A 25,878-nucleotide genomic window follows, 5' to 3' on the forward strand; every position below is an offset into this window, starting at 1 on the left:
CGGACCTTCAGAAGGGCACTTCCGTGATCCGCACCCGTTTGCTCCGCTCCCGGCTCCTGCTGCCCGCCGCGCTGCTCCTCGCCTCCGTGCCCGCGCTCGGCGGGACGGCGCACGCGGGCGGGACGTGTTTCGCCACGCACGAGGACGCCCCGATCTACGCGGGCAACAACCCGTGGACGGACATCGTCGGCCATCTGGACCCGGGTGTCCCGGTCAACGGCACGCGGCAGGGCGCGGACGAGCTGTGGCAGGTCTCGCGCACGGACAACGGCGCGCCGCTCGGTTTCATGCGCGCCGCGGACCTCACCTGCGACGGCGGCTGATCGCCTGCGCCGAGGAAAGCAGGGCGTGCATGCGCTCGTTCAGCTGTCCCAGGTCATCGGCGGGTGTGTGGAACGGGAGGCGTACGTCGGCCTGGCCGCGGACGCGTTCGAGCCGGAGGGTGAGCCCGTGCCGGTCGACGGCCAGGGGCTGGACCCGCACGACGCCGTGGAGGCTGTCCACGTCGACGAGCCGGGTGAGTTGTTCGACGGCTTCGGGGTGGCAGTCGGCGAGATGGGTGAGCAGACGGGGTTCGGCCGCGGTGAGGGGATCGGGTGCGGTCTCGGCGAGTTCGTCGAGTTCGATGCCCATGCGGCCGGTTCGTGTCTGGAGTACGGCGCGGATCGGCCTCAGCACGAACTGTTCGCCGTCGGGCTCGAGTGCCCCGGACAGCCACAGGCGCGCGCGGATCCGGTCCCTGACGGGCACCGGCGCGGCGTCCGCGAACTCGATGAGCGCGGTCGGTTCGCCGCGGGGCGCGCAGAGCATGGCGGCGGACAGAAGGCTGTCGGCCGGGGGCTGGATCCGTACCTCGCCCTCGTCGGTGACGCGATGGGATCCGACGAGGTACTCCCGCCCGATGTCCGTCGCCACTTCGCACGACCAGGCGGTGGCCAGAATTGATCGCGCGCGTGCCGCCGCGGTGGGAGCGGCGGTACTGATCTGTCGGACACCCATCCGAACCTCCTCAGGTAAGCCTTGCCTAACTTATCCGAGGTTCGCAGAGGGGGCCAGTACGCGTGAGGGCGGCGAGCGCCACGCGATCGGGCGGTGAATATGCCATACGCCCACGCGCGTCGGCCGGGAGCGGCATCATGCCGCCATGGACGGAACTGCCCTTCTGCGGGACCTCTTCACGCCGGACGAGTACGACACGGTCCGCTCGCACGCGGACCACCTGGGCGTGACGGTGGTCGAGTACGTACGTCAGACGGCCGCCGAACGCGCCCTGGAACGACAGCACTTGGCGCGGGACCTGGAGGCGCAGGACCTGCGCCTCCTGGGAAAGCTGTCGATACCGCACGTCGAGCGCGGCCGCTGCGGCGAAGGACCTCCCGCGTTGCAACGATTCCTCGACTCCCTGGCGCATCCGCGGGAGACGAAGACCTGACGCGAAGGGGCCCGAGCCGGAATGGCCGGGGCTCACCGGGGCAACCGGCCCCCATGACCCCAAAGACTGCGGCACGTCGGCGGAAGGGCCACGAACGTAAGGGCGCGGCACGGAAGCGGGCGCCACGGAAGCCGGTGGCACGGAAGCCTGCGACCCGTAAGCCGTTGCCGTGGGGGCGGATCGTCGTCCGGGCGCTCATTGTCGGCTTCGCGTTCGTGGCCCTCGTGGCGTTCTCCGCGGTCCTCGCCCGGCTGACCCTGACGCCGTCCCCGGCGTCGGCGGACGTCGCGGGGTCCAACATGCGGCCGGGACATTCCCTGCGTCAGTACGCCGAGTCGTACACGTTCCTCGGCGCGTGCAAGCAGATCGGCGGGAATCTGCTGCTCGGCGCGCCCTTCGGGCTGCTGCTTCCGGTGCTTGTGGCGCGCAGGGGCCGCATGATGCGGGTGCTGGCCGTGACGGTCCTCGTCATGGTGCTCGTGGAGCTGGCGCAGGGCGCGATCGTCGAGGGGCGGGCCTTCGACGTGGACGACGTGATCCTGAACACGACGGGCGCCCTGATCGCCTACTTCTTGCTCGGGCGCCGCATCGGACACAGCTACCACGCCCTCGCACGGCCGTCGGGCCGTAACCGCTTGGCGATCAGGCTGCCGGGGAATGGGGCTCGGTACCGGGGAACACCCGGCGCCACAGGCGACGGAAGGAAGTGATCGTCATGCGTGCGCTCAAGCGCGCCGTTCGGCGGCCCGCGCGCGTGGAGTACCTCTTGCCGCAGGGCTCGGGCTCGGCCCGCTGGGCCCGGCACCTCACCCATGACTTTCTCGCGGGACGGAGCGCGGGCGGCGCGCACGACGCGGTGCTCGTCGTGTCGGAGCTGGTCGCCAACGCGGCCCGGATCAAGGGCAGTCACTGCCGCATGAGTCTGTGCCTGGACGCGGACGAGCTGACCGTCTCGGTCCACGACGACAGCCCGCACCACCCGCGCCTCAAGCCGGCTTCGCTGTCCGCGGAGTCGGGCCGCGGCATCTCGCTCGTCGGCGCGCTGTCGCGTCGTATGAGTGTGGTGAGCGACCCCTACGGCGGAAAGACGGTACGCGCCGTACTCGCCCACCCCTGACGGCCGGGGAGCACCCGGGCGGCAGCACTCCGTCTGCCGCCCGGCCCGGATCGCCCGGCTCAGTGCCCCCTGGCCATCCACTCCTCCAGGTGAGGCGCCTCGGCCCCGATGGTCGTGCTGTCGCCGTGCCCGGTCCGTGCGACGGTCTCCGGCGGCAGCGTGAGGAGCCGCTCCCTGATCGACTCGACGATGGTCGGGAAGTCGCTGAACGACCGGCCCGTCGCCCCGGGGCCACCCGCGAACAGGGTGTCGCCGGTGAAGACGGCACCGAGGTCCGGCGCGTACAGGCTGACCGCGCCGTGGCAGTGCCCCGGCGTGTGGAGCACAGTCAACTCCACGCCCGCCACGGTCAGTTGCTGCCCGTCGGCGAGGTCTCCGTCAGGTGAGCGGTCCGGGTGCTTCTGCTTCCACAGCTCCGTGTCCGCGGGGTGCAGAAGGATCGGCGCCCCGGTGCGCTCGGCGAGTGCGGGTGCCGCGTCGATGTGGTCGTCGTGGGCGTGGGTGCACACGATGGCGACGAGCCGCCGGTCGCCCACGGCCTCGGCGATCGCGTCGGCGTCGTGCGCCGCGTCGATGACGACGACCTCGCTGTCGTCCCCGACGATCCATACGTTGTTGTCGACGTCCCAGGTGCCCCCGTCTAGGGAGAACGTGCCGGACGTGACGAGGTGTTCGATGCGCGCGCCCGCCATCAGAAGATCACCACCGAGCGCAGCACGTCGCCGTGGTGCATCCGCTCGAACGCCTTCTCCACGTCCTCCAGGGCGATCGTCTCGGTCACGAACGTGTCGAGGTCGAGCCGGCCCTGCCGGTAGAGGTCGATCAGCATCGGGAAGTCGCGCGAGGGCAGACAGTCGCCGTACCAGGACGACTTGAGCGCGCCGCCGCGTCCGAACACGTCCAGCAGGGGCAGTTCGAGCTGCATCTCGGGCGTGGGGACGCCGACGAGGACGACGGTCCCGGCGAGGTCGCGGGCGTAGAAGGCCTGCTTGTAGGTCTCCGGGCGGCCGACCGCCTCGATGACGACGTCGGCGCCGAACCCGCCGGTCAGCTCGCGTACGGCCTCGACCGGATCGGTGGAACGGGAGTTGACGGTGTGCGTGGCGCCGAGCTTCTTCGCCGTCGCCAGCTTCTTGTCGTCGATGTCGATGGCGATGATCTTCCCGGCGCCGGCCAGGTGGGCGCCGGTCACGGCCGCCGCGCCGACACCTCCGCAGCCGATGACGGCGACGGAGTCGCCGCGGCCCACGTTGCCGGTGTTGATGGCGGCGCCGAGGCCGGCCATGACGCCGCAGCCGAGCAGACCCGCGGCGGCGGGCGACGCCTCCGGGTCGACCTTGGTGCACTGGCCGGCGGCGACGAGCGTCTTCTCGGCGAACGCGCCGATGCCGAGCGCGGGCGAGAGCTCCGTGCCGTCGAGGAGCGTCATCTTCTGCTTCGCGTTGTGCGTGTCGAAGCAGTACTGGGGGCGCCCGCGCAGGCAGGCACGGCACTGGCCGCACACGGCACGCCAGTTGAGGATCACGAAGTCGCCCGGCGCCACCTCGGTGACACCGTCTCCGACCGCCTCGACGACACCGGCCGCCTCATGACCGAGCAGGAACGGGAACTCGTCGTTGATCCCGCCCTCCCGGTAGTGCAGGTCGGTATGACAGACCCCGCACGCCTGGACCTTGACCACGGCCTCACCGGGCCCGGGATCCGGCACGACGATCGTCTCGATCCGCACCGGCTCACCCTTGGCCCGCGCGATCACGCCTCGAACCTGCTGCGCCATGACGATCAGCCCTCCACTCGCTCGCTCGTTCGTTCTTCGCCATCTTCACAGATGGGCCGCCGGTTCCGGGCCGGGGTGACGAGGAGAGCGGCCGCACGGGTCGCTAGCATCCGAAGCATGTCTGTCTACGAGAACGTCGAGATCGCCGCCCTCCAGGGCGGCCCCGCCGACCTCCCCCAGTACGAGGGCAAGGCCGTCCTCATCGTCAATGTGGCCTCGAAGTGCGGTCTCACCCCGCAGTACGCGGCCCTGGAGCAGCTCCACGCCGAGTACGTGGGCCGCGGCTTCAGCGTGCTCGGGGTCCCCTGCAACCAGTTCATGGGCCAGGAGCCCGGCAGCGCCGAGGAGATCGCCGAGTTCTGCTCGGCGACGTACGGGGTGACGTTCCCGATGACCGAGAAGGTCGAGGTGAACGGCGAGGGGCGCCACCCGCTGTACGAGCGTCTGGTCACCACGGCGGACGCGGAGGGCCACGACGGGGACATCCGCTGGAACTTCGAGAAGTTCGTGCTCTCCCCCAAGGGTGAGGTCGTCGCCCGCTTCTCGCCGCAGGTGGTCCCGGACGCTCCCGAGGTGATCGCCGCGATCGAGGCCAACCTTCCGCAGTAGGTATCCGGCGCGGGCGGGGCTGCGTTTCGCCCCGCTCGTCTCCTGCGAGCCGCGCACCGAGCAGTCGGCGCGGGGCCCGCGACGGAGCGGGTCGGGGCCGAAGGCGGCCGGCGCAAACCCCTCCTCCGCGGCGCGGTCTCGCGGCGCTCCGCCGTTTCCACGACAATGGCTGCGATGACGTCCGCACCCGTCGAATCCACTCCCGGAATCCGGCTTTCCTCCGCCAGAGGCCGCTGGATCCTCGCCTGTGTCGTCCTGGCTTCCGGGATGGCGATGCTCGACGGCACGGTGGTGAACGTCGCCCTGCCGACGATCGGGCGCGACCTCGACGCCTCCCTGTCGAGCCTCCAGTGGGTCGTGAACGCCTACATGCTGACGCTGTCCGCCCTGCTCCTGTGGGGCGGCGCGCTCGGCGACCGGATCGGGCGGCGGCGCACACTGGTGCTCGGCGTGGGCTGGTTCGCGGTCGCGTCGGCGCTGTGCGGGCTAGCCCCCGACCAGGGGGTCCTCATCGCGGCCCGCGCGCTGCAGGGTGTCGGCGGTGCGCTCCTGACACCGGGGTCACTGGCCCTCGTACGGTCCTCGTTCTGCCCCGGGGACCAGTCGCGGGCCGTGGGCGCCTGGTCGGGGCTCACGGGTGTGGCGGGTGCGCTGGGACCGTTCCTCGGCGGTTATCTGATCGACGGCCCCGGATGGCGGTGGATCTTCCTGATCAATGTGCCGCTGGCCGTGGTCGTGCTGCTGATCGCGGTGCGGCACGTGCCGGAGAGTCGTGAGGCCGGGGTCGCCGGGACCCGCTTCGACATGGCGGGGGCCACGCTCGCCGCCCTGTGCCTGGTGGGCGTCAGTTACGCGCTCATCGGGTCGTCCGGCGGCGCGTCCGCCGTGTCGACGGCGCTGCCCGCTGTGCTCGGTGTCGCCGCCGGCGTCACCTTCGTCGCCGTGGAGCGCCGGCGCGCAAACCCGATGCTGCCGCCCTCACTGTTCCGCTCGCGGCTGTTCAGCGCGGCCAACGCGATGACGCTGTGCCTGTACGCGGCGATCGGCGGCATCCTGTTCCTGCTGCCTGTACAGCTCCAGATCGCGCTCGGCTACAGCGCGCTGCAAGCGGGTGTCGCGACGCTGCCGATCACCGTCCTGATGCTGCTCCTCTCCCCCCGTGCCGGCGATCTCGCGCGCCGTGTCGGGCCGACGCCGCCCCTGGTCGCCGGGCCCCTGATCGCGGCGGTGGGCCTGCTCCTGATGCTGCGGATCGAGCCCGGCTCGTCGTACGTGGCCGATATCCTGCCCGCGGTGGCGATCCTCGGCCTGGGCATGAGCGTGTTCGTCGCGCCCCTGACGGCCACGGTCCTGGCGTCGGTCGAGCCGGGCCGCGCCGGGCTCGCCAGCGGCGTCAACAACACGGCGGCCCGTATCGCGCAGCTCCTCGTGGTGGCGGCGCTGCCGCTGGCGGTCGGGCTGTCCGGGGACGCGTACACGCAGCCGGATTCCGTGAACACGTCATTCCACCGGGCCGCCCTGGGCTGCGCCCTGCTGTTCGCACTGGGTTCGGCGACGGCCCTCGTGTTCATCCGTCCGGCGGCGGTCCGCCCGCGACTGGAGGAGGCGCCGAAGCCGCAGTGCCGCTCGCATCTCGGCGTGGCGGCACCGGCTTTGGAACCCGGGACGCACGAGGGGGACCAGCGGAAGGTGCCGTAGCGGCGGGGCGTGCGGACCGGCTCAGCCGCCGAACGGGACCTGGGGCGCCGTCAGCGCTGCCGCACCCCGGTGCGGGTGAGCCCACAGCCCGCGCGCGTGCAACCGCGGCAGGACGCCCTCCCCGAACCAGTACGCCTCCTCCAGATGCGGATATCCGGAGAGCACGAACTCGTCGATGCCGATGCGGTGGTACTCCTCGACGCGGTCGGCGACCTCGTCGTGGCTGCCGACGAGCGCGGTGCCGGCGCCGCCGCGTACGAGGCCGATGCCGGCCCACAGGTTCGGGTGGATCTCCAGGCTGCCTGAGCTTCCGCCGTGCAGGGCGAGCATGCGCTGCTGGCCCTCGGACTCGCTGCGCGCCAGCCCCTCCTGGACGGACCTGACGGTGGCCGGGTCGAATCCCTGGAGGAGCCGGTCGGCCTCCGCCCAGGCCTGTTCCGAGGTATCGCGCGTGATGACGTGCAGCCTGATCCCGAACCGGACGGTGCGGCCCTCCTTCTCGGCGAGGCCGCGGATCCGGGCGATCTTCTCGGCGACCTGAGCGGGCGGCTCGCCCCAGGTGAGGTAGACGTCGCTGTGCCGCGCCGCGATCTCGCCCGCGACGGGCGAGGAGCCGCCGAAGTACACCTCGGGGACCGGGTCGGGCAGCCGGGCGAGCCGGGCGTCCTGCACCTGGAGGTGTTCGCCCGCCAGGTCGACGGTGTCGCCCGCCCACAACCTCCTGACGATCTCCAGGAATTCACCGGTGCGCGCGTACCGGGCGTCCTTGTCGAGGAAGTCGCCGTAGGCACGCTGCTCACGGCTCTCGCCGCCCGTCACGACGTTCAGGAGAAGCCTGCCGCCGGTCTGGCGCTGGTACGTGGACGCCATCTGCGCGGCGAGCGTGGGCGAGACGAAGCCGGGCCGGAACGCGACGAGGAACTTCAGACGCTCGGTCTGCTGGCTGAGCATGGCGGTGGTCAGCCACGCGTCCTCGCACCAGGCTCCGGTGGGGGTCAGCGCGCCGACGAAGCCGAGGTCCTCGGCGGCGCGGGCGATCTGCGTGAGATAGCCGATGGACGGGGGCCGGTCACCGCCCGCCGCGGTCACGGGTGTGCCGTGGCCGCCGCCGACGACGTGGCGGCTGTCGCCGTTGGTCGGCAGGAACCAGTGGAAGGTGAGGGACACGTGCGGACTCCGATCGCGGAGGATGATGATGCCAACAGGTAGTGAAGGAGCGGGAGTTGGCGGGTCAGCTCGCCGCGGCGAGCAGCGGCCGCGCGGTCCGCGCGAGTGCTCCGGAGAACTGGTCGACGACGCGGCTGAGCGCCTCGGCGGAACCCGGCGCGACGCTGACCGTGCCGTCCGGTGCGACGGTGATGTCCTTGTCGAGGGTGAACCACCCCTGGACGATGTGGTCGGCGCCCATGGAGTTGAGGACGGGCCGCAGCGCGTAGTCGAGGGCGAGGACATGGGCGGTGGTGCCGCCGGTGGCGAGCGGCAGCACGGTCTTGCCGTCGAGTCCGTACTGCGGCAGCAGGTCGAGGAGCGCCTTGAGGAGACCCGAGTACGCGGCCTTGTAGACGGGAGTCGCGACGACGACGCCGTCGGCGCGGGCGAGGAGCTCGATCGCCTCGACGATGGCGGGGTGGGCGAAGTCCGCGCCGAGGAGCGCCTCGGCGGGCAGGGTGCGGACGTCGAGGGCTATGACGTCGTGGCCCTGCGCTTCGAGCCGCGCGTCGAGATGGCGCAGGAGTCGCGCCGTACGGGAGGTGGCGGAGGGACTTCCGGAAATGGAGAGGACGGTGGCCATGACGGGACCCTTCGGGCTGGAATTCGGCACGCGGAATGCGGAACTGTGAAAGGCGCGGACGCGGGAACGCGGAAACGCAGGGATACGGAAATCACGAATTCACGCATGCCGAAGGCGTACCGAATACACGGTGCGGTTCAGTGCGGTGTGGTGGGGAGCCGTGTGGAAATCGGCCGGCACGGTGGAGGTTCGACGGCGCCGGTCGCGGCGGAGGCGGCCTGGTGGCCGGGGCGCGGGAGACCCGTCAGAGGGCGCGACAACAGAAGGAGCTGGAGACGCGCGCGAGGTCGACATGGCGTCGCCGCGTGAGGTCCAGTCTCGTGTTCATGTCACCGATCCAAGCAGGGGCGAGTCGGGCCAGTCAAGAAATCTCCGCGCCGGTCTCGCATCGCGGAACAGCCTTCCCCATGCGCCGGGATAAACCACGAAGGGCGAGTCCCCTTCGAGAATCCCTCGGGTAGTGCGGTTTATCGGCGGGTGCCCGTACTCCCGTGCGCCACACAGCGGCCCGGTGCAGGATGGCTGCATGCTGTTCTCCCGGCTCGCACAGGTGTCCCAGGAGGTCGCGGCCACCAAGGCGCGGTCGCGGAAGATCGCGCTGCTCGCCGAGCTCTTCCGGGCGGCGGAACCGGACGACGTCCCGATCGTGATCCCTTACCTGGCGGGACGCCTCCCGCAGGGGCGTCTCGGCGTCGGGTGGCGGGTGCTGCGCGATCCGGTGGAGCCTGCCACGCAGCCCCGGCTGACGGTCCAGGACGTCGACGCCGCGCTGACCGCGCTCGGTGATGTCGCCGGCGCGGGGTCGCAGGCCGAACGGACCCGCCTCGTCGGGGAGTTGATGGGCGGCGCGACCGAGGACGAACAGCGGTTCCTGTTCGGTCTGCTCACCGGTGAGGTGCGGCAGGGGGCACTCGACGCGGTGGCCCTGGAGGGGCTGGCGCAGGCGACCGACGCGCCGCCGGAGGAGGTGCGGCGCGCGGTGATGCTGACCGGGTCTCTCCAGGTGGTGGCGCAGGCACTGCTGGCCGAGGGTCCGCACGCGCTGAGCCGATTCCGACTGACCGTCGGACGCCCGGTGTTCCCCATGCTGGCGCACAGCGCGGCCTCGGTCGGGGAGGCCGTCGACAAGCTCGGGGCCTGCGCGGCGGAGGAGAAGCTCGACGGCATCCGCGTACAGGTGCACCGCGACGGCGACGTCGTACGCGTCTACACGCGCACGCTCGACGACATCACCGACCGGCTGCCCGAGGTCACCGCCGCGGCGGCCGGGCTCGACGGGGACCGTTTCATCCTCGACGGGGAGGTCATCGCGCTGGACGGGGACGGGCGGCCGCGCCCCTTCCAGGAGATCGCGAGCCGCGTGGGTTCGCGGGTGGACGTGGCGACGGCCGCCGGTTCCGTTCCCGTGGTGCCGGTGTTCTTCGACGCCTTGTACGCGGGCGGGGACGAGCTGCTCGATCTGCCGTTCGCCGAGCGCCACGAGCGCCTCGCGCTGTTGGTGCCGGAGGCGATGCGGGTCCGCCACGTCGTCGTACCGGACGGGGCGGACGCGGAAGCCCGCGCGGCCGCCGACGCGTTCTTCGCCGACACCCTGCGGCGCGGCCATGAAGGCGTCGTCGTGAAGGCGCTCGACGCCCCGTACAGCGCGGGGCGGCGCGGCGCGTCCTGGCTGAAGGTGAAGCCCGTGCACACGTTGGACCTGGTGGTGCTCGCGGCCGAGTGGGGGCACGGCCGGCGCACGGGCAAGCTGTCGAACCTGCACCTCGGCGCCCGCAGGCCGGACGGCTCCTTCGCGATGCTGGGCAAGACGTTCAAGGGGCTCACGGACGCGCTGCTCGCCTGGCAGACGGAGCGGCTGCAGGGGCTGGCCCTGAGTGACGACGGCCACGTCGTCACGGTGCGGCCCGAGTTGGTCGTGGAGATCGCCTACGACGGTCTGCAGAAGTCCACCCGCTACCCGGCCGGCGTCACGCTCCGCTTCGCGCGCGTCGTGCGCTACCGCGAGGACAAGACGGCCGAGGACGCCGACACGGTCGAGACGGTGCTCGCCGCACATCCGGCCCCGTGACAAGACCGTTTCTTTGCCAAATATTGGGGCCGATAGGGTGACACCCGGCGCCCTGTACGTGCAGGCGCCACGCATCATCCAGGACAAGCACGGACAAGGGGAGAGCTGTGCCCGCTTCACGCCTGAGCCGCACGCCACTGCCGGGGATCGGCTTCCGGTACGACCTGACCACCCGCGACCAACGCCAGGTGTCGGTGGTCGCGCACCGGGACGGCGGGCGCACCCTGAGCGCCTACCGGACCGACGACCCGGACGCCTGCGACCTGTCGCTGAAGCTGACGTCCGGTGAGGCGGCCGCGCTGATCGACGCGCTGATGCCGTCCCATCACAGCCCGAACCTGCTGCACACCACCGACCTGGGCCTGGTCGCCGAGCGCATCGAGATCGGCGCGACCTCGCACTGGAACGGGCGCGTGCTCGGCGAGACGCAGCTGCGGACCGAGACCGGCGCCTCGATCGTGGCCGTGCTGCGGCGCGCCGAGGCGATCCCGTCACCCACCCCCGACTTCCGGCTCGCCGGCGGGGACACCGTGATCGTCATCGGCACCCGCGAGGGCGTGGAAGCGGCGGCGACGATACTGGGAAGGGAGTGATCGGATGCACTCCGCGGTGTTCCTCATCGAGTTCGGGGCGATCATCCTCGCGCTCGGCCTGCTGGGCAGATTCGCCGGGCGGTTCCGGTTCTCACCCATCCCCCTCTATCTGCTCGCGGGGCTCGCGTTCGGCGAAGGCGGGCTGCTCCCGCTCGGCGCGAGCGAGGAGTTCGTGGCCATCGGCGCCGAGATCGGCGTCATCCTGCTGCTGCTGATGCTGGGCCTGGAGTACACGGCCAGCGATCTCGTCAGCAACCTCAAGACGCAGTACCCGGCGGGCCTCGTCGACTGCGCGTTCAACGCGCTGCCCGGCGCCGCGGCCGCGCTGCTCATGGGCTGGGGCCCGGTGGCCGCCGTCGTCCTCGCCGGTGTCACCTGGATCTCGTCGTCGGGTGTGATCGCCAAGGTGCTCGGCGACCTCGGCCGGGTCGGCAACCGGGAGACCCCGGTGATCCTCAGCATCCTGGTCCTCGAGGACCTGGCGATGGCCGTCTATCTGCCGATCATCACGGCTCTGCTCGCAGGGGTCGGCTGGGCGGCGGGCGGTGTCACGCTGGCCATCGCGCTCGGAGCGGCGGGCCTCGTCCTGTTCCTCGCCGTGCGCTATGGGCGGCACATCTCGCGGTTCGTCTCCAGCGACGACCCGGAGAAGCTGCTCCTGGTGGTGCTCGGTCTGACGATCCTGGTCGCCGGGATCGCGCAGCAGCTCCAGGTGTCGGCGGCCGTCGGCGCGTTCCTGGTCGGCATCGCCCTGTCCGGTGAGGTCGCCGAGGGCGCTCACTCGCTGCTGCTGCCGCTGCGCGATCTGTTCGCCGCCGTGTTCTTCGTCTTCTTCGGGCTGCACACCGACCCGGCGAGCATCCCGCCCGTCCTGCTTCCGGCGCTCGCTCTCGCGGTCGTCACGGCCTGCACGAAGATCGCGACGGGCTACTGGGCGGCGCGGCGGGCGAAGATCTCCGTCAAGGGCCGCTGGCGCGCCGGCGGCGCGCTCGTGGCGCGCGGCGAGTTCTCCATCGTCATCGCGGGCCTGGCGGTCACGGCCGGCATCGAGCCCAGGCTCGGCCCGCTGGCGACCGCGTACGTCCTGATCCTCGTCATCGTCGGACCGCTGACGGCGCGCTTCACCGAGCCCGTCGCGATGCGCGTCTCGCGGTGGCGGCACCGCGGCGACGTACCGGCCGCGGCGGTCACCGCCGGTACGGGGATCGTGCCCGCGCCACGGGACGCGCAGGATCCGGTCGGCCCCGAGACGGAGGCGCACGGCACGTCCGGGCGGGCCTCGAACTCCTCGTCCTGATCCGGTCACCCGCCCGGGCGTGGACCATCCAGGTCGCCGCCCGGAACGGGCCGTGGAGGGCCACTCGACCGCGTGCTGGTGGCCGGCGCTGTTCTTCGCGGTCGGCCTCGTCGTGACCTTCGCGCTCGACCGGCGCCCCCTCGCACTGCTCGGAGGGCCGCGCGGCGGGCGCCGTTCACATGGAGCGCGCCGACACTGGTCCCATGGCGTACAAGAAGCAGAGCGCGGGCCTGCTCCTGTTCCGGCGCTCGGCCGCCGGTACCGAGGTGCTCCTCGGGCACATGGGCGGCCCGTTCTGGGCACAGCGCGACGCCGGGGCGTGGACCGTGCCGAAAGGCGAGTACGAGGGCGACGAGGAGCCGTGGGCGGCGGCGCGCAGGGAGTTCCGGGAGGAACTGGGCCTCGCACCGCCGGACGGCACGCCGGTGCCGCTCGGCGACACCGTGCAGTCCGGCGGCAAGCACGTCACCGTGTGGGCCGTGGAGGGCGACCTCGACCTGGACGGCTTCGTGCCCGGCACGTTCACGATGGAGTGGCCGAAGGGCTCGGGACGCATGGCCGAGTTCCCCGAGCTGGACCGCGCGGCCTGGCTCGGGCTCGACGCGGGGCGCGCCCTCGTCGTGCGGGCGCAGGCCGTCTTCCTCGACCGGCTCGCCGAGCACGTCTGACGCCCGCGCCAAGGGGTACTCGGCCCGTCCGCGTTGCGCGGCGCGACGTGACGCGGGAAGGTCGAAGCACCGCGCAGAGGAGGTCACCCCCATGCCCATCGCGACGGTCAACCCCGCGAACGGCGAGACGCTCAAGACGTACGACGCCCTGACCGACGAGGAGATCGAGCACCGGCTCCTCCTCGCCGCCGGCACGTTCCGCACGTACCGCACCACCACGTTCTTCGAACGGGCCCGGCTGCTGCAGACCGCGGCCGACCTGCTCGACGCGGACCGTGACGACATCGCGCGCGTCATGACCACCGAGATGGGCAAGCCCGTCGTGGCGGCCCGCGCGGAGGCCGCGAAGTGCGCGAAGGCGATGCGCTGGTACGCGGAGCACGCCCAGGAGCTCCTCGCCGACGAGCACCCCTCGGCCCGGGACGTGGAGGACTCCGGCGCGGTCAGCGCACATGTGCGCTACCGGCCGCTGGGCATCGTCCTCGCCGTGATGCCGTGGAACTTCCCCCTGTGGCAGGTCGTACGGTTCGCCGCGCCCGCCCTGATGGCAGGCAACGTAGGACTGCTCAAGCACGCGTCGAACGTGCCGCAGACCGCGCTCTACCTCCAGGACCTGTTCCGCAGGGCCGGGTTCCCCGACGGCTGCTTCCAGACGCTGCTCATCGGTTCCCGCGCGGTCGAGGGCGTACTGCGGGACGAGCGGGTCGTGGCGGCGACGCTGACCGGTAGCGAGCCGGCGGGGCGTTCCGTCGCCTCGATCGCGGGCGACGAGGTCAAGAAGACCGTCCTGGAGCTGGGCGGCAGTGACCCGTTCGTCGTGCTGTCGTCGGCCGACGTGGCGAAGGCGGCGAAGGTCGCGGTGACGGCGCGGACGCAGAACAACGGGCAGTCCTGCATCGCGGCGAAGCGGTTCATCGTGCACACGGACGTCTACGACGAGTTCGCCGAGCTGTTCGTCTCCGGGATGCGGGCCCTGCGGGTCGGCGACCCGATGGACGAGAGCACCGACGTCGGGCCGCTCGCCAGCGAGCAGGGCCGCACCGACCTGGAGGAACTCGTGGACGACGCCGTGGAGTGCGGCGCGACGGTGCTGTGTGGCGGACAGCGCCCCGAGGCGTACGCCAAGAGCGGCTGGTACTACGAGCCGACGGTGATCACCGACATCACGAAGGACATGCGCATCCACCGCGAGGAGACCTTCGGCCCGGTCGCCACGCTGTACCGCGTCGGCGACGTGGACGAGGCCGTGACCCTCGCCAACGACTCACCGTTCGGGCTGAGTTCCAACGTATGGACGCACGACGCCGCGGAGATCGACCGCTTCGCCCGCGACATCGAGGCGGGCGGCGTCTACGTGAACGGAATGACCGCCTCCCACCCGGCTTTCCCCTTCGGCGGCATCAAGCGCTCCGGCTACGGCCGAGAACTCTCCGCCCACGGAATCCGCGAGTTCTGCAACATCACCACGGTGTGGGTGGGGGCGTGAACCGTCCGCGCCGCGCCCTTGAGGTCGGGTGCGGGCCTCTGCCATGAGCCGTGGGGCGTTCTGTCATGGTTCGGCCCCCGCACGGGAGTGGCCGGGGGCCGAACCGGGCGCTACGCGCGCGTGGGGCCGGTCGGGCGCCACGCGCGCGTGACCGTCAGCCCCGGGCCGCCAGGAGGTGGTCCATCGCCAGCTGGTCGAGGCGCTCGAAGGCCATGCCGCGGGCGGCGGCCGCCTCCACGTCGAAGCCCTCGAAGGCGGACTCGTCGGCGAGCAGCCCCGACAGGCCGTCGGCGGCGGTGGGCTGCGCCAGCTCGTCGAGTCGCGAGGCGCGCAGCGCCTCCTGAACCTCCGGGTCGGCCCGGAACGCGGCCGCACGCTCGCGCAGGATCAGGTAGTTGCGCATGCAGCCCTCGGCCGACGCCCACACGCCGTCGTAGTCCTCGGTGCGCGGCGGCTTGAAGTCGAAGTGCCGCGGCCCCTCGTACCCGGCGGTCTCCAGCAGGTCGACCAGCCAGAACGCCGAGCGCAGGTCGCCCGCGCCGAAGCGGAGGTCCTGGTCGTACTTGATGCCCGTCTGGCCGTTGAGGTCGATGTGGAAGAGCTTGCCCGCCCACAGTGCCTGGGCGATGCCGTGCGCGAAGTTGAGCCCCGCCATCTGCTCGTGGCCCACTTCCGGGTTCACGCCGTACATCTCGGGCCGCTCCAGGCGCTCGATGAAGGCGAGGGCGTGGCCGACGGTGGGCAGGAGGATGTCGCCGCGCGGCTCGTTCGGCTTCGGCTCGATCGCGAACTTCAGGTCGTAGCCCTGCTGAACGACGTACTCGCCGAGCAGGTCGAAGGCCTCCTTCATCCGGTCGAGGGCGGCGCGCACGTCCTTGGCCGCGCCCGACTCGGCGCCCTCGCGGCCGCCCCAGGCGACATACGTCTTCGCGCCGAGTTCGACGGCGAGATCGATGTTGCGGATGGTCTTGCGCAAGGCGTACCGGCGTACGTCTCGGTCGTTCGCGGTGAACGCGCCGTCCTTGAAGACGGGGTGCGTGAAGAGGTTCGTGGTGGCCATCGGGACGATCAGGCCGGTGGCGTCGAGGGCCTGGCGGAAGCGCTTGACGTGGGACTCGCGCTCGGTGTCCGAGGCCCCGAAGGGGATCAGGTCGTCGTCGTGGAACGTCACCCCGTAGGCGCCGAGGTCTGCCAGGCGCCGCACGGACTCGGCCGGGTCGAGGGCGGCGCGGGTGGCGTCGCCGAACGGGTCGCGTCCCTGCCAGCCGACCGTCCACAGGCCGAAGCTGAACTTGTCGTCGGGGGTAGGTCGGTACGTCATGTCGCGGCTCCTCGCCAGTCATGCCTATTTCGTCATGGCACTTTACAAATTAGTATGCACACACGTCGCTGGGAAGAGGCATCTGGGGAGAGCATTAGGTGAACGCTCTGTCGCACATGCACTTCGGACAGCCACGGAATCGTGTTGTCGGGAACAGGAGAGCCGGATGTCATCAGCCGATGGACCACTCGTCGTCGGGGTGGACAGCTCCACACAGTCCACGAAGGCCCTGGTCGTCGACGCCGCCACGGGCGCGGTCGTGGCCAGTGGCCAGGCACCGCACACCGTGAGCGCGGGGCAGGGCCGCGAGAGCGACCCCGAACAGTGGTGGACCGCCCTGTGCGAGGCGCTGCGCCAGTGCGGTGACGCGGCACACCGGGCCTCCGCGGTGTCGGTCGGCGGTCAGCAGCACGGACTGGTCACCCTGGACGCCGCGGGCCGGCCGGTACGTCCCGCGCTGCTCTGGAACGATGTGCGCTCGGCGCCCCAGGCCCGCCGTCTCATCGACGAGATGGGCGGCCCCAAGGCGTGGGCCGAGCGGGTGGGCAGTGTGCCCGGGGCCTCGTTCACCGTCACCAAGTGGGCATGGCTGGCCGAGCACGAACCGGACGCGGTACGCGCCACGGCCGCGGTACGGCTGCCGCACGACTACCTCACGCAGCGGCTGACCGGCGACGGCACGACGGACCGGGGCGACGCCTCGGGCACGGGCTGGTGGGCATCGGCCACGGAGTCGTACGACGCCGACATCCTCGCGCGCGTGGGCCTCGATCCGGCGCTGCTCCCCCGGGTCGTACGCCCCGGGGAGGTAGCCGGTACGGTCCACGGCTCGGGTGAACTGCCCTTCTCCAAGGGGACGTTGGTGGCCGCCGGCACGGGCGACAACGCGGCGGCCGCTCTCGGCCTCGGCCTCCGGCCCGGCACCCCCGTCCTCAGCCTCGGCACGTCCGGCACGGTGTACGCGGTGTCGCGGCACCGTCCCGCGGACCCGACCGGCACCGTCGCCGGTTTCGCCGACGCGCGCGGCGACTGGCTGCCGCTCGCGTGCACGCTGAACTGCACGCTGGCCGTCGACCGGGTCGCCGCGCTGCTCGGCCTGGACCGCGAGGCCGTGGAACCCGGCGGCGACATCACGCTGCTGCCGTACCTGGACGGCGAGCGCACCCCCGATCTGCCGAACGCCTCGGGACTGTTGCACGGACTGCGGCACGACACCACAGGGGGGCAGCTTCTGCAGGCCGCCTACGACGGCGCCGTCCACGCGCTCCTGGGCGCGCTCGACCTCGTCCTCGACGCGGACGCCGACCTGTCGGAGCCGCTGCTGCTCATCGGGGGCGGCGCCCGGGGAACGGCCTGGCAGCAGACCGTACGACGGCTCTCGGGTCGCGCCGTGCAGGTGCCCGAGGCCCGCGAGCTGGTCGCGCTCGGCGCCGCGGCACAGGCCGCCGGGCTCCTGACCGGGGAGGATCCGGCGGCGGTGGCACGGCGCTGGGGCACGGCACAGGGACCCGTTCTGGACCCCGTGGAGCAGGACGCGGCGGCGCTGGCGCGGATCTCCGGGGTACTCTCCGACGCGGCCCCGCTCCTGGACAGGGGCCCGCGCTGACCACCCGGCCGACCGAGGATCCAGGAAGGCCGACCGCCCCGTGCGCCGGCCCGACCCCATGGGAGCGTCCGGAGGCATGACCGCACCACTGCACGAGCCCCGGCCCGGCACGCCGGACACCCAGCAGGGCATGCGCCGGCGCAACCTCTCGCGGGTCATGCACGCCGTCGCCACCGACGGCCCGTTGTCACGGGCCACGGTCGCCCAGCGCATCGGGCTGACCAGGGCCGCGGTGTCCACGCTCGTCGACGAACTGATCCGGTCGGGTCTGATCGAGGAGCTCGGCCCGCAGCGGCCCGGGCGGGTCGGACGTCCCGGCTCGGCGCTCGCGGTCAGCCGCAGCGGCCCCGCCGGGATCGGGGCCGAGGTGGGCGTCGACCATCTCGCGGCGTGCGCGGTCGATCTGAGCGGCGAGGTACGCGCGCGTGCCGTGCGCCGCGTCGCCAACCGCGGGCGCGCGCCCGGACCCGTCCTGAAAGAACTGTCCGTGCTGGTCCGGGAGGTGACGGCCCGTGCCGAACGGGAGGGGCTGCGCCCGGCGGGCCTCGCGGTCGCAGTGCCGGGCCTGGTCGCGCGCGGCACCCGCACGGTGGTCCGGGCGCCCAACCTGGACTGGCACGACACGGACGTCTCCGCGCTGCTGCCGACGCCGGCCGAGGCACCGTCCGTTCTGCCGCTGAGCGTCGACAACGAGGCGAATTTCGGGGCCCTCGCCGAGCTCTGGCTCGGCGAGAACACCCCCGCCGACTTCCTGCACGTCTCGGCCGAGATCGGCATCGGCGCCGCGCTCGTCGTCGACGGCAAGCTGCTGCGCGGAACTCGTGGATTCGCGGGCGAGTTGGGGCACGTTCCGGTTCGCCCGGAGGGCCCGGCGTGCCCCTGCGGAGGGCGCGGCTGTCTGGAGCAGTACGCGGGCGAGGAGGCCGTGCTGCGGGCGGCGGGCCTGGGACCCGGCGAGGACCGGGTGGGCCTGCTCGCCGAGCGCGCCGCGGCAGGGGACACGGATGCACGGCGGGCGCTGCGCGGGGCCGGGACCGCCCTGGGTATCGCGCTGACCGGAGCGGTGAACCTCCTCGATCCTCGGGCGGTCGTGCTCGGCGGGGCACTTTCACGGCTCGCTCCGTGGCTACTGCCCGCGCTGGAGCGGGAGTTGACGCGCCGGACAGCGACGCCTGCCGCCGGGGTGACGGTGTCGCGCCTGGGGTCCGACGGCCCTCTGCTAGGGGCGGCGCACTCGGTGGTGCGGGCAGTGCTCGACGATCCGGTGGCGGTGGCCGCGTAGAACGCCGGCGGTCGCGGGGAACCCCTGCCGTGGCGCGGGAAGTGCCAGAGGTTCGGACCTCTGACGTGTGGTTGTTCACCTGGTTCTGTCGAGGAGGCCCCGGCGTTCACGCCAGGGAGGAATCAACTCCTGTGCTCGCGACGCGGAGCGTCGCCGTATCCCGTCGTTTCGCAAAGGGCGCGGAGCGCCCGCGATCGGTTCTGCGGCGCCGGAAAGGCGAACACCCGTCCAGGACGTCACCAGATCGCGCACAAGAATACGAAAGCCGGTTGTGTGTGCGGGTGTTGGCTCTAGCGTCGGATGTCATGAAGCTGGTGGTGCAGGTCAAGCTGCTGCCGACGCCCGAGCAGGCGGCGGCTCTGGAAGCGACCCTGCATGCCTGTAACCGGGCCGCCACCCACGTCGCATCCGTGGCGTTCGACACGGGTGTGAAGGACCGCAACGGGCTGCAGAAACTCCTCTACGCAGACATCAAGGCGACCTTCGCACTGTCGGCGCAGCCCGCGGTGCGGGTGGTGAATAAGGTCGTCGACGCCTACACCACGCTGACCGCCCAGGCCAGGGCCGGACTCCTCGGAAAGGCCACCTCGAAGCGCTACCGCAGCGCGATGAGCAGCCCGGTCAGCTTCCGGCCCGGGGCGGCGCAGCCGTTCGACGACCGCTGCCTGTCCTGGCAGCAGGATGCACGCACCGTGTCGATCTGGACGGTCGGGGGCCGGATGAAGGCCCTGCGCTACACCGGCTCCGCCGGTCAGCTGAAGGTCCTACACGCGCACCGCAAGGGCGAGTCCGATCTTGTGCAGCGCGGCGGGAAGTGGTTCCTGATCGCCACCTGCGACCTGCCCGAACCCGACGTTATGGAGCCGGCTGACTGGATCGGCGTCGACCGCGGGATCGTCAACCTCGCCACGACCTCCGACGGCGTCAACTACCAGGGCCGCGGCTTGCGCCGGTACCGGAACTGGTGCGCCCGCAAACGGGCCGAGCTGCAGAAGAAGCAGACGCGCTCGGCCACCCGCCGCCTGGCGCGGCGATCGACAAGAGAGCAGCGGCATGCCACCCACCTGAACCACCGCATCAGCAAGGAGATCGTGTCGGTCGCGCAACGCACCGGTCGCGGTATCGCCGTCGAGGAACTCGACGGGATCCGGGACCGGGACCGGGTACGGCTTCGACGCGACCAGCGCGGCACGCTCTCCTCCTGGCCCTTCCACCAGCTTGGCCGACACCTCGCCTACAAAGCCCGACAGGCCGGGGTGGCTTTCCTCGAGGTGGATCCGGCCTATACCTCGCAGCGCTGCCCGCGCTGCGGCCATACCGAGAAGGCCAACCGGCCCACCCGGGACCACTTCCGTTGTCGTCGGTGCGCTCTCGCTGGACCCGCCGACACCGTCGCCGGGGTCAACGTGCGCGATCGCGCACGCTCGGCGTGGGCATTCGTCACCATGCCCGCCCCCGCCACCCCGGCATAGCCGGAGCCGAAGGGGAGATGCGACCCGTGACCATCCCGTCGCAGGGGACAGTCGGGAGCGCGACAACGCGTAAACGATTCAGAACGAACAACCTCGATCGCTTACGGCCGAGAAGGTGACAACCGGCGAGTTATCCACAGGCGCGCCGCGCCCTTTTCCGCCCCAACCGCCAAGGCCCTTAACGTAATTCACGCGGGACGCCACCGCCTCGGCGCGGTGGCGCGTCCACGTGGATCGGGGGATTCAGGTGTCGGGCGCAAGCGTTCAGAACGGAACGGGGCTGCTGCGCGGGGCGATCGGGCTGCGCGGGGTCCTGTTCCAGAGCATTACGGCGATGGCCCCGGCGGCCGCGGTCGCCGCGTCGATCCCGGCGGGTACGGCGTTCGCGGGCGGCAGTCTGCCGCTGTCCGTGCTGATCACGCTGGTGGCCTGCCTGTTCACGGCGTCGTGCGTGGCCGAGCTGGCACGCGAACTGCCCGCGGCCGGCTCCGTATCGACGTACGCCGCGCGCGGCCTCCACCCGAGCGCCCTTGTCAGTCCCTCAGCGATCCTGACAGCGTTGAACATGATCACCACGGAACAGGCCATGTGTGCATCACGCAACCATGCCCAGCTCCTCAGTCGGCTGGTTCCACTGGATCTCTACTCGTGTGTGGATTGGGTCGGGAGTCCCCCTCACACGGTTTGGCCGGACCACCACACGCTTGACCCAGAGGCGAACGAACTCACGGCGCTCCTCCAGGGTCTGACGCGCCCACCAGCTCCCGTCTCCCGTGGGGTTCTCGTCCCACGCCTGCCACTGGCCGATAGGAAGCCTGGGAGTGCTGGCCTCCTCCAGCTCCGCCATGCGTCGGTCCAGGGCCTCCAGACGGTCAGCCAGGCCCGCCTCTGACTTGAGGAACCGGCGACGGCCGATGTCCGTACGGAACCCTCCGGCATCCCTCTCGTCGTACAGGTCCTCCAGGCCCTGGCGTACCTCAGCGCGCTCCGTGAGGACCTGGTCCCGCTCCCCGGCCGTCTCTGGGTTCTCCTGGGTCCGTGCGTACCTTCTGGTGACCTCATCCAGGACCAGGAGCGCATCCTCATCGTCCTCAGCGGCCCGGATGAGAGCGAAGATCCGGTTGGCCACGTAGTCATCCAGGTTCTCCCGGATGAGGTCGTTGACTCCCGCGTGGACGGGGTTGACCCGCTGGGCCTTGTTGCACCGGTAGCGGGCCTTGCCACTGCCCGGTTCGGAGTTGGTCATGGTCCGGTCGCACGCGCAGTAGAGGACTCCCATGCCGGTGAGGAGGACACCCTCCTTGGAGTTGCCCTTGTCCGCCTGTCTGCCGTCCAACCACTCCTGGACACGCCACCAGTCGGACGTGGACACCGGGGCCTCCCAGTCGGCCCAGAGGCGGATGGGTTGGCCATCCTCATCGCGCTTGATGCGGTACGCCGTGACCCGGGGCTTGGGGGCATCGGAGTACACCGGTTCGGCTTCGTAGCCACACCAGCGGGGGTCCCGGAGGATGCGCGTGACCGTGTTGCGGTCCCACTGGGACTTGGCCCGCTCGCCCTTCCCGGATTTCGCGCCCCGGGTGGGGACGAGGGTCTCATTCATGCTCGTCGTGATGCCAGCGATGGAGCCGGGGTTGCGCTTGGCTCCGTGTGAGACCCGCTTGCCCATGTGTTCCAGGACGGGGGCCCAGATGTGCGTGAGGCCCGTCTTGATCTCCTCCTGGGACGGCCGGAGCTTGCGGACGACGATGGCGCGTGTCCGGCCGTCGTCGCCCTTGATCTCCTCCACGGCGTCGTGGGTCTCAAAGCCGTAGGGGGCGTAACCGGTCCAGCCACCCAGGGACTTGGCGGTGGCCAGGGCGGAGCGGACGGCCACGGACTTGTTCTTGGAATCCTGGTGTGCGGCGTGCAGGCGGAAGATGAGATGGATCAAGTCCATGATGTTGTCCCGGACGAACTCACCCTCCGTGATGGAGATGATCTTTACGCCCTTGTTCAGTAGCTCCGTGACGATGGGGATTGCGTCCATGACCTCCAGCCTGGAGAGGCGGGAGATGTAGTACACGATGAGGACGTTGATGCGGCCCTCCCGGCAGTCGGCCATGAGCCGCTCCCAGTCCTTGCGCTCCACCCCGGAGTACGCGGACACGCCGACGTCCTCATACGTGGCGATGCGGACGGCGCCCAACTGGCGGGCCCGCTCTATGCCGTGGTGAAGCTGGTCCCCGGTGGAGACCTCACTCCCGTTCTTCCGGCGCTCTGACTGGCGCGCGTACACTCCGGCGTGAGTTGCCATGCCGGTTACCACCCCTAGTTTCATGGGAGCGACCTTATGCCCCGTGGTCGGTTAAGGTCCCTCAATCCGCAGACCGGGCCCTTCCACATCGAGGGTGCCGAACCCGGTGACACGGTCGCGGTGCACTTCGTGTCCGTCGAACCGGCCCGCGACTGGGCAGCCTCCACGACGGTCCCGCTCTTCGGCGCGCTCACGTCCACCCACACCACGGCCACACTCCAGCCGCCGCCGCCCGAGGTCGTATGGATGTGGCACCTCGACCGGGAGCGACGCACCGCCCGGTTCACCGCGCACGACAGCGACCTCCAGGTCGAGCTGCCGATGGACCCGATGCACGGAACGGTCGGCGTGGCGCCCGCGAACCTCGAGGTCCGCTCGGCCCTGGTCCCGGACGCGCACGGCGGCAACATGGACTCGCCGGAGATGCGCGCGGGCGTCACCTGCTATCTCGGGGTGAATGTCGAGGGTGCGCTGCTGAGCCTCGGCGACGGGCACGCGCGGCAGGGCGAGGGCGAGACGTGCGGCGTCGCCGTCGAGTGCGCCATGCGGACCGTCGTGATCGTCGAGCTCCTCAAGGGCGTCGCCACACCGTGGCCGCGCATCGAGTCCGACACGCACATCATCTCGACGGGGTCGGCGCGGCCCCTCGAGGACGCGTTCCGGACATCCCAACTCGACCTGGTGCGCTGGCTGGAGCGCGACTACGGCTTCAGCTTGTTCTAGCGAGGAACCCTGGGCGTTCACGCCCAGGAGGAATCGCTTCTCTGGGCTGCTCTGACCCGCGCTGGTGCACGGGTCTGCGCTGTCTGCCTCAGTCGGGACGCTTCTGGTTCTCGATGTACTCCTTGATGATCGACAACGGAGCGCCCCCGCACGACGCGGCGAAGTAGGAGGGCGACCAGAAGTGCGCGCCCCATAGGTACCTGCGGATGTGGGCCGGGAACTCCTGGCGGAGTCGGCGCGCAGAGACTCCCTTGAGGGATCCGACCAGCCGGGACACGGCCACCTTCGGTGGGTAGCGCACGAGTAGGTGTACGTGATCGCGTTCGCCGTTGAACTCGACCAGTTCGGTTTCGAAGTCGGCGCAGACGGCGCGCATGACCTCTTCGCAGCGCGTGAGGATCTCGTCTGTGAAGGGTCCGCGCCTGTACTTGGGGGTGAAGACCAAGTGGGCGTGAAGGGTATGAACGACGCTTCGGCCCCTGCGGATGTTGGGGTTTGGTTCCCATCGAGGTGACATAGATCAATGCTACGATCCGTCTTGTGAAGATCGTGACGCAGGTGAAGCTGATACCGGAGGCCGACCAGGCCGCCGCGCTGTCGGCGACCCTGCGCACCGTTAACGAGGCCGCGTGCTGGGTGTCGCGGGTGGCGTTCAAGCGCGGCATTCCGCGTGAGTACGAGCTGCGCAAGCACACCTATGCGCAGCTCAAGGAACTCGGGCTCGGCGCTCAGGCGGCACAACACGTGATCAAGAAAACGCGTGACGCCTACACCACGTTGAAGGCGAACATCCGCGCCGGGAACCTCGGCAAGACCGGCAGTAAGCGCCGGATCAAGGCCGAGTCGAAGCCGATCACGTTCCGGCCGAACGCGGCTCAGCCGTACGACGACCGGTGCCTTTCGTGGCAGTACGACGCCCAGACCGTGAGCATCTGGACGACGGCCGGTCGGCTCAAAGGTGTGCGGTTCCTGTGCTCGGCCAAGTCGCTCAAGACACTCCGCGAGTTCCGCAAGGGCGAAGCCGACCTGATCGAACGTGACGGCGTGTTCTACCTGATCGCCACGTGCGAGGTACCCGAGCCCGACGTGTACGAGCCGGACGGTTTCGTCGGCGTAGATCTCGGCATCGCCAACATCGCCACCACGTCCACCGGCTACCAGGCCGCCGGGCGCGGCCTCAACCGGTACCGCAAGCGGCAGCTAACGCTGCGGGCCAAACTCCAGAAGAAGCGAACCAAGTCCGCCAAGCGCAGGCTCAAGGAACGCTCGCGCCGCGAGCAGCGGCACGCCAAGAACACCAACCACGTCATCGCGAAGACGATTGTGACCGAGGCTGAACGCACCTCGGCCGGTATCGCCCTGGAAGAACTCACAGGCATCCGGCAGAGGGTACGGCTCCGCAAGCCGCAACGGGTCACGCTCCATTCCTGGGCCTTCTCCCAGCTCGGAGACTTCATCGTCTACAAGGCCCGGCGCGCCGGTGTGCCGCTGGTGTACGTCGATCCCGCGTACACCTCGCAGATGTGCTGCGAGTGCGGCCACACCGACAAGCGCAACCGTGTCGGTCAAGGTCTCTTCATCTGCCGGAACTGCGGGATCGTTGCCCACGCAGACCGGAACGCTTCCCACAACATCGCCGCACGCGGCGCTGCTGTGTGGACTGCGGGGCGTGAGTCACGCGTCCCTGCCACCCCATAGCGGGTGTCTGGACGGAGGAGCCAACCCGGCAGCCAGCCGGGCACTACCTCCAAGCCCGGTCCTTTAGGGCCGGGTCAAGTTGACTGAGCTCGACGCGTACCAGTTCGCCTCGCAGACCGTCGAGTCCCCGCTCGCCAACGTCTGCGACACGAACTACACCTGCGTGGCCAAGCTCCGTAAGGAATGGCTGCCGGCACGGGACACCCACCGTGGGCTGCACGCGCACTTGAGGGACGTCGCCGCGACGCTCCCCCGCCCGGACCACCGCACCTTCTGACGACACATGTTCGTTGACAAAGCCCTGCCCCATCGCCCCCACCAGAGAGGCAGACCCGTCATGGACCGAAGGCCACTTCCGAGCCGGCGCCGGTTACTCCAGGCCGGCGCCCTCGCCGCCGTGCCCGCAGCGCTGCTTCCCGGCGCCCGCGCCTCCGCCGGAGCGCAGGCCGTCGACTATCCGGGCGCCGAGTCCGTCCCGGCCAGCACCTCCAACTACACGGCGTCCAGCCGCCCCACCAGCTATCCCCTGAACTACGTGATCATCCACGTCACCCAGGAGACGTACGCCGACGCCCTGGCCATCTTCCAGAACCCGGCCAAGCAGGTCTCCGCGCACTACGTGGTCCGCTCGTCCGACGGCCACATCGCCCAGTGCGTCCGCGAGCGCAACATCGCCTGGCACGCGGGGAACTGGGACTACAACACCCGCAGCATCGGCATCGAGCACGAGGGCTGGGTCGACCAGCCGGAGTACTTCACCGACGCCCTCTACCAGTCGTCCGCCAACCTCACGGCAGCGATCTGCGCCAAGTACGGCATTCCGATGGACCGCGCGCACATCCTCGGGCACTCCGAGGTCCCCGGCACGGACCACACGGACCCGGGACCGTATTGGGACTGGACCCGCTACATCCGAATGGTCAACTTCGCCTGAGGAGCGGCG

General features: G+C 70.8%; 25 protein-coding genes and 4 pseudogenes. 19 read left to right on the top strand and 10 right to left on the bottom strand.

Going from position 1 to position 25,878, the window contains the following annotated elements:
- The first annotated feature begins 23 nt into the window (after positions 1–23).
- Positions 24–323, top strand: coding sequence for a hypothetical protein (locus OG456_RS43770; protein ID WP_266570663.1), 300 nt, complete (start codon positions 24–26; stop codon positions 321–323).
- Here the strand turns inward: OG456_RS43770 and OG456_RS43775 are convergent.
- Positions 304–999 (bottom strand): DUF2470 domain-containing protein, encoded by a 696-nt coding sequence (locus OG456_RS43775; protein ID WP_266570664.1) that lies wholly within the window; start codon positions 997–999, stop codon positions 304–306. The genes OG456_RS43770 and OG456_RS43775 overlap by 20 nt on opposite strands.
- A 145-nt stretch (positions 1,000–1,144) precedes the next feature.
- Between OG456_RS43775 and OG456_RS43780 the strand changes: the two genes are divergently transcribed.
- The 3 genes and pseudogenes from OG456_RS43780 to OG456_RS43790 all read left to right on the top strand — a co-directional run bounded on the left by OG456_RS43780 (position 1,145) and on the right by OG456_RS43790 (position 2,549).
- Complete coding sequence (locus tag OG456_RS43780; protein WP_266570665.1) at positions 1,145–1,432, top strand: hypothetical protein; 288 nt, start codon at positions 1,145–1,147, stop codon at positions 1,430–1,432.
- A 53-nt stretch (positions 1,433–1,485) separates the two neighbouring features.
- A pseudogene (locus OG456_RS43785) lies at positions 1,486–2,046 on the top strand (VanZ family protein); the annotation flags it as partial.
- 101 nt (positions 2,047–2,147) lie between these two features.
- On the top strand, positions 2,148–2,549 hold the full coding sequence (locus OG456_RS43790) for an ATP-binding protein (RefSeq protein ID WP_266570666.1): 402 nt from the start codon (positions 2,148–2,150) through the stop codon (positions 2,547–2,549).
- Between the two features lie 59 nt (positions 2,550–2,608).
- Here the strand turns inward: OG456_RS43790 and OG456_RS43795 are convergent, their stop codons facing one another.
- The gene (locus tag OG456_RS43795) at positions 2,609–3,241 is read right to left on the bottom strand and encodes an MBL fold metallo-hydrolase (protein WP_266570667.1); all 633 of its coding nucleotides are present in this window, start codon (positions 3,239–3,241) and stop codon (positions 2,609–2,611) included.
- Positions 3,241–4,326 carry an S-(hydroxymethyl)mycothiol dehydrogenase gene (locus tag OG456_RS43800; protein WP_266570668.1) on the bottom strand — a complete coding sequence of 362 codons (1,086 nt, stop codon included), beginning with the start codon at positions 4,324–4,326 and terminating at the stop codon, positions 3,241–3,243. The genes OG456_RS43795 and OG456_RS43800 overlap by 1 nt, the downstream gene beginning before the upstream one ends.
- A gap of 117 nt (positions 4,327–4,443) precedes the next feature.
- Here OG456_RS43800 and OG456_RS43805 point away from each other — a divergent pair, with 117 nt between their 5' ends.
- On the top strand, positions 4,444–4,935 hold the full coding sequence (locus OG456_RS43805; protein WP_266570669.1) for a glutathione peroxidase: 492 nt from the start codon (positions 4,444–4,446) through the stop codon (positions 4,933–4,935).
- A gap of 174 nt (positions 4,936–5,109) precedes the next feature.
- Positions 5,110–6,633 carry an MFS transporter gene (locus OG456_RS43810; RefSeq protein ID WP_266570670.1) on the top strand — a complete coding sequence of 508 codons (1,524 nt, stop codon included), beginning with the start codon at positions 5,110–5,112 and terminating at the stop codon, positions 6,631–6,633.
- A gap of 21 nt (positions 6,634–6,654) precedes the next feature.
- Here OG456_RS43810 and OG456_RS43815 read toward each other — a convergent pair whose 3' ends face one another.
- From OG456_RS43815 to OG456_RS50950, 3 genes are all read right to left on the bottom strand, one after another.
- Positions 6,655–7,800, bottom strand: a complete 1,146-nt coding sequence (locus tag OG456_RS43815) for an LLM class flavin-dependent oxidoreductase (protein ID WP_266570671.1) — start codon at positions 7,798–7,800, stop codon at positions 6,655–6,657.
- A 64-nt stretch (positions 7,801–7,864) separates the two neighbouring features.
- On the bottom strand, positions 7,865–8,425 hold the full coding sequence (gene ssuE / locus OG456_RS43820) for an NADPH-dependent FMN reductase (RefSeq protein ID WP_266570672.1): 561 nt from the start codon (positions 8,423–8,425) through the stop codon (positions 7,865–7,867).
- A gap of 244 nt (positions 8,426–8,669) precedes the next feature.
- On the bottom strand, positions 8,670–8,753 hold the full coding sequence (locus tag OG456_RS50950) for a putative leader peptide (RefSeq protein ID WP_351255852.1): 84 nt from the start codon (positions 8,751–8,753) through the stop codon (positions 8,670–8,672).
- 198 nt (positions 8,754–8,951) lie between these two features.
- Here OG456_RS50950 and OG456_RS43825 point away from each other — a divergent pair, with 198 nt between their 5' ends.
- The 5 genes from OG456_RS43825 (at position 8,952) to OG456_RS43845 (ending at position 14,537) form a co-directional block, all read left to right on the top strand.
- Positions 8,952–10,493: an ATP-dependent DNA ligase gene (locus OG456_RS43825; protein WP_266570673.1), complete on the top strand. Its 1,542-nt coding sequence runs from the start codon at positions 8,952–8,954 to the stop codon at positions 10,491–10,493.
- Between the two features lie 107 nt (positions 10,494–10,600).
- Positions 10,601–11,086, top strand: coding sequence for a cation:proton antiporter regulatory subunit (locus tag OG456_RS43830; protein ID WP_206301994.1), 486 nt, complete (start codon positions 10,601–10,603; stop codon positions 11,084–11,086).
- A gap of 4 nt (positions 11,087–11,090) precedes the next feature.
- Positions 11,091–12,383, top strand: a complete 1,293-nt coding sequence (locus OG456_RS43835) for a cation:proton antiporter (RefSeq protein WP_266570674.1) — start codon at positions 11,091–11,093, stop codon at positions 12,381–12,383.
- A 203-nt stretch (positions 12,384–12,586) separates the two neighbouring features.
- Positions 12,587–13,051 (top strand): NUDIX domain-containing protein, encoded by a 465-nt coding sequence (locus OG456_RS43840; protein ID WP_266570675.1) that lies wholly within the window; start codon positions 12,587–12,589, stop codon positions 13,049–13,051.
- A gap of 91 nt (positions 13,052–13,142) precedes the next feature.
- Positions 13,143–14,537 carry an NADP-dependent succinic semialdehyde dehydrogenase gene (locus tag OG456_RS43845; protein WP_266570676.1) on the top strand — a complete coding sequence of 465 codons (1,395 nt, stop codon included), beginning with the start codon at positions 13,143–13,145 and terminating at the stop codon, positions 14,535–14,537.
- A 154-nt stretch (positions 14,538–14,691) separates the two neighbouring features.
- Here OG456_RS43845 and xylA read toward each other — a convergent pair whose 3' ends face one another.
- Positions 14,692–15,858 (bottom strand): xylose isomerase, encoded by a 1,167-nt coding sequence (gene xylA / locus OG456_RS43850; protein ID WP_266570677.1) that lies wholly within the window; start codon positions 15,856–15,858, stop codon positions 14,692–14,694.
- Between the two features lie 166 nt (positions 15,859–16,024).
- Here xylA and xylB point away from each other — a divergent pair, with 166 nt between their 5' ends.
- From xylB to OG456_RS43865, 3 genes are all read left to right on the top strand, one after another.
- A complete protein-coding gene (gene xylB, locus OG456_RS43855) occupies positions 16,025–17,464 on the top strand; it encodes a xylulokinase (protein ID WP_266570679.1) in 1,440 nt (479 codons plus the stop codon).
- A 76-nt stretch (positions 17,465–17,540) separates the two neighbouring features.
- Positions 17,541–18,746 carry an ROK family transcriptional regulator gene (locus OG456_RS43860; protein WP_266570680.1) on the top strand — a complete coding sequence of 402 codons (1,206 nt, stop codon included), beginning with the start codon at positions 17,541–17,543 and terminating at the stop codon, positions 18,744–18,746.
- 305 nt (positions 18,747–19,051) lie between these two features.
- On the top strand, positions 19,052–20,218 hold the full coding sequence (locus OG456_RS43865) for a transposase (protein ID WP_266570681.1): 1,167 nt from the start codon (positions 19,052–19,054) through the stop codon (positions 20,216–20,218).
- Positions 20,219–20,482: 264 nt separating this feature from the next.
- Here OG456_RS43865 and OG456_RS43870 read toward each other — a convergent pair whose 3' ends face one another.
- On the bottom strand, positions 20,483–20,659 hold the full coding sequence (locus OG456_RS43870; protein ID WP_266570682.1) for a hypothetical protein: 177 nt from the start codon (positions 20,657–20,659) through the stop codon (positions 20,483–20,485).
- On the opposite strand from OG456_RS43870, the gene OG456_RS50620 reads away from it, so the two are divergent.
- The gene (locus tag OG456_RS50620) at positions 20,583–21,110 is read left to right on the top strand and encodes a hypothetical protein (RefSeq protein ID WP_323136454.1); all 528 of its coding nucleotides are present in this window, start codon (positions 20,583–20,585) and stop codon (positions 21,108–21,110) included. The genes OG456_RS43870 and OG456_RS50620 overlap by 77 nt on opposite strands.
- A 444-nt stretch (positions 21,111–21,554) precedes the next feature.
- Here OG456_RS50620 and OG456_RS50625 read toward each other — a convergent pair.
- Positions 21,555–22,538 (bottom strand): annotated as a pseudogene (locus OG456_RS50625) (recombinase family protein); the annotation flags it as partial.
- A gap of 36 nt (positions 22,539–22,574) precedes the next feature.
- On the opposite strand from OG456_RS50625, the pseudogene OG456_RS43880 reads away from it, so the two are divergent.
- Positions 22,575–23,228 (top strand): annotated as a pseudogene (locus tag OG456_RS43880) (acetamidase/formamidase family protein); the annotation flags it as partial.
- A 97-nt stretch (positions 23,229–23,325) separates the two neighbouring features.
- Here the strand turns inward: OG456_RS43880 and tnpA are convergent.
- Positions 23,326–23,754, bottom strand: coding sequence for an IS200/IS605 family transposase (gene tnpA, locus OG456_RS43885; protein WP_266569878.1), 429 nt, complete (start codon positions 23,752–23,754; stop codon positions 23,326–23,328).
- A gap of 23 nt (positions 23,755–23,777) precedes the next feature.
- Here tnpA and OG456_RS43890 point away from each other — a divergent pair, with 23 nt between their 5' ends.
- From OG456_RS43890 to OG456_RS43900, 3 genes and pseudogenes are all read left to right on the top strand, one after another.
- Complete coding sequence (locus OG456_RS43890; protein ID WP_266569877.1) at positions 23,778–24,935, top strand: transposase; 1,158 nt, start codon at positions 23,778–23,780, stop codon at positions 24,933–24,935.
- Between the two features lie 82 nt (positions 24,936–25,017).
- Positions 25,018–25,212, top strand: a pseudogene (locus tag OG456_RS43895) (acetamidase); the annotation flags it as partial.
- A 60-nt stretch (positions 25,213–25,272) separates the two neighbouring features.
- Complete coding sequence (locus OG456_RS43900; RefSeq protein ID WP_266570684.1) at positions 25,273–25,869, top strand: N-acetylmuramoyl-L-alanine amidase; 597 nt, start codon at positions 25,273–25,275, stop codon at positions 25,867–25,869.
- The last annotated feature ends 9 nt before the right edge of the window (positions 25,870–25,878 follow it).

Origin of the sequence: Streptomyces sp. NBC_01446, assembly GCF_026340095.1 — a bacterium.
In the GTDB taxonomy this organism is placed as follows: Bacteria; Actinomycetota; Actinomycetes; order Streptomycetales; family Streptomycetaceae; genus Streptomyces; species Streptomyces aureus.

What these genes read in the sequence shown, in the direction of transcription:
- OG456_RS43775 (WP_266570664.1), bottom strand. Translation starts at nt 999, where the DNA reads ATGGGTGTCCGACAGATCAGTACCGCCGCTCCCACCGCGGCGGCACGC.
- OG456_RS43780 (WP_266570665.1), top strand. Translation starts at nt 1,145, where the DNA reads ATGGACGGAACTGCCCTTCTGCGGGACCTCTTCACGCCGGACGAGTAC.
- OG456_RS43790 (WP_266570666.1), top strand. Translation starts at nt 2,148, where the DNA reads ATGCGTGCGCTCAAGCGCGCCGTTCGGCGGCCCGCGCGCGTGGAGTAC.
- OG456_RS43795 (WP_266570667.1), bottom strand. Translation starts at nt 3,241, where the DNA reads ATGGCGGGCGCGCGCATCGAACACCTCGTCACGTCCGGCACGTTCTCC.
- OG456_RS43800 (WP_266570668.1), bottom strand. Translation starts at nt 4,326, where the DNA reads ATGGCGCAGCAGGTTCGAGGCGTGATCGCGCGGGCCAAGGGTGAGCCG.
- OG456_RS43805 (WP_266570669.1), top strand. Translation starts at nt 4,444, where the DNA reads ATGTCTGTCTACGAGAACGTCGAGATCGCCGCCCTCCAGGGCGGCCCC.
- OG456_RS43810 (WP_266570670.1), top strand. Translation starts at nt 5,110, where the DNA reads ATGACGTCCGCACCCGTCGAATCCACTCCCGGAATCCGGCTTTCCTCC.
- ssuE (WP_266570672.1), bottom strand. Translation starts at nt 8,425, where the DNA reads ATGGCCACCGTCCTCTCCATTTCCGGAAGTCCCTCCGCCACCTCCCGT.
- OG456_RS50950 (WP_351255852.1), bottom strand. Translation starts at nt 8,753, where the DNA reads ATGAACACGAGACTGGACCTCACGCGGCGACGCCATGTCGACCTCGCG.
- OG456_RS43825 (WP_266570673.1), top strand. Translation starts at nt 8,952, where the DNA reads ATGCTGTTCTCCCGGCTCGCACAGGTGTCCCAGGAGGTCGCGGCCACC.
- OG456_RS43835 (WP_266570674.1), top strand. Translation starts at nt 11,091, where the DNA reads ATGCACTCCGCGGTGTTCCTCATCGAGTTCGGGGCGATCATCCTCGCG.
- OG456_RS43840 (WP_266570675.1), top strand. Translation starts at nt 12,587, where the DNA reads ATGGCGTACAAGAAGCAGAGCGCGGGCCTGCTCCTGTTCCGGCGCTCG.
- OG456_RS43845 (WP_266570676.1), top strand. Translation starts at nt 13,143, where the DNA reads ATGCCCATCGCGACGGTCAACCCCGCGAACGGCGAGACGCTCAAGACG.
- xylA (WP_266570677.1), bottom strand. Translation starts at nt 15,858, where the DNA reads ATGACGTACCGACCTACCCCCGACGACAAGTTCAGCTTCGGCCTGTGG.
- xylB (WP_266570679.1), top strand. Translation starts at nt 16,025, where the DNA reads ATGTCATCAGCCGATGGACCACTCGTCGTCGGGGTGGACAGCTCCACA.
- OG456_RS43860 (WP_266570680.1), top strand. Translation starts at nt 17,541, where the DNA reads ATGACCGCACCACTGCACGAGCCCCGGCCCGGCACGCCGGACACCCAG.
- OG456_RS43865 (WP_266570681.1), top strand. Translation starts at nt 19,052, where the DNA reads ATGAAGCTGGTGGTGCAGGTCAAGCTGCTGCCGACGCCCGAGCAGGCG.
- tnpA (WP_266569878.1), bottom strand. Translation starts at nt 23,754, where the DNA reads ATGTCACCTCGATGGGAACCAAACCCCAACATCCGCAGGGGCCGAAGC.
- OG456_RS43900 (WP_266570684.1), top strand. Translation starts at nt 25,273, where the DNA reads ATGGACCGAAGGCCACTTCCGAGCCGGCGCCGGTTACTCCAGGCCGGC.